This is a genomic window from Moorena sp. SIO3I8 (assembly GCF_010692325.1).
Lineage (GTDB): Bacteria > Cyanobacteriota > Cyanobacteriia > Cyanobacteriales > Coleofasciculaceae > Moorena.
Genome location: NZ_JAAHHW010000406.1, coordinates 1 through 1351 on the forward strand (window position 1 = coordinate 1; position 1351 = coordinate 1351).

Consider the following 1351-nt stretch of genomic DNA (forward strand, 5'->3'; position numbering starts at 1 on the left):
AAGAGTATCAAAAGCCTGACACAAGAAAATTAAATGGGAATAAAATAGCGCGAGCGGGTTGGAAGGGTGATCTCTGTTGTCGGTTGGGTTGAGTGCATACGCTCTTGTAGGGTAGGTTCGATTACACCAGATCTCTCAAGACATTTATTGACCGAATATCACTGAACGCACCATCCCACCCAATAGATCTTGAGATCTTGTAGCATTTTGAGAAACTAGGGATTAAGCTGCTATTTCTACAAATCCGACTTGGGTTTGAGGTTGAGGGATTTTTTCTCCTTTTTCGACCAAAACTTCCAGATAAAGTGCGATCGCCTCTTTAACATTTTCTTGGACTTCTTCCAAACTGTCACCAATACTAACACAACCGGGTAAATCTGGCACAATTGCCCCCCAGTTGGTATCGCCTTTTTCATAAATTACTGCATATTTTTTCATTGTTCATCTCCTAACTGTGCTTGTTTCCAAATTGCACCTAATGTTCCGATGGGTATATCATCACTTAGCTTACCTGGAACTACTACAATACCTGGCTTTTGAGGATGAGATAAAATTCTATGACTTCCCCGCATTCTTACTTGATACCATCCATCTTTTTTTAATCGCTTAAGTACCTCTTTAACTTTCATTCAGACAGTTTTTCATAATTTTAATCGAATTATATCTAGTTGATATTGTTAGACAATCACCCTATTTTAACTAATTAATCTGATTTTAGTTTCATGTTTTTCAAAGTATCTACAGATTCTTGCTTCGTCATTTGGCTTTGACGAAATAAACGAAGGATTTGTAATAAATAATTGTAGAATCTGTTCGTCGGGATTTTTTTCTATTTATAAGAATATATCGTCACGCCAATCAGTAAGCGCACGTGTTAGCTCAGAACTCGAATGATTCATGATTCATCTCCTCAAGATCGAGAGTATTAATTTGTTCGGGCTTTACAATTTGTTGCACTTTTATATTATAGTGCGATCGCGACTTTTCCGGTGGGTTGAGGAAATGCTTTAGTAACGCACCCCCACACTTTGCTAGAATGCAGCTAAGAAGCAAAGGTTGGGAGGAAAGTAGGTCGATGACAAAGGTAGTTATCCCTTAGCTCAGAATTAGAAGCACTACTGCGTGAATATGCTGCTCAGCGAGGTCAAGATGTTAGCTTGGTTGCGTCCGAATTGCTGGCTAGTGTCTTAGAGTCGGAGGTGGAAGATTCACAGGAGGCTATAAAGGGCATTCAAAAAGGACTGAATGATTTCCAGGCAGGTCGATTTCGGTCTTTCCATGAGTTTGCCCAAGAGCAGCGTCGCCAGTACAACCTGCCAGTCGATTCATGAAATACTCTCTTGAAATTTCC

The 1351-nt window shown here is 39.8% G+C and carries 3 protein-coding genes; 1 reads left to right on the forward strand and 2 read right to left on the reverse strand.

Going from position 1 to position 1351, the window contains the following annotated elements:
- Positions 1-222: 222 nt before the first annotated feature.
- Both F6K51_RS37400 and F6K51_RS37405 read right to left on the reverse strand, forming a co-directional pair.
- Entirely contained in the window at positions 223-438 is a 216-nt protein-coding gene (locus tag F6K51_RS37400) for a type II toxin-antitoxin system HicB family antitoxin (RefSeq protein ID WP_075896543.1), read from the reverse strand.
- Positions 435-629, reverse strand: coding sequence for a type II toxin-antitoxin system HicA family toxin (locus F6K51_RS37405; protein ID WP_075896545.1), 195 nt, complete (start codon positions 627-629; stop codon positions 435-437). The genes F6K51_RS37400 and F6K51_RS37405 overlap by 4 nt, the downstream gene beginning before the upstream one ends.
- A 528-nt stretch (positions 630-1157) precedes the next feature.
- Here F6K51_RS37405 and F6K51_RS37410 point away from each other — a divergent pair.
- Positions 1158-1331 (forward strand): hypothetical protein, encoded by a 174-nt coding sequence (locus tag F6K51_RS37410; protein ID WP_229415182.1) that lies wholly within the window; start codon positions 1158-1160, stop codon positions 1329-1331.
- Positions 1332-1351 lie beyond the last annotated feature (20 nt).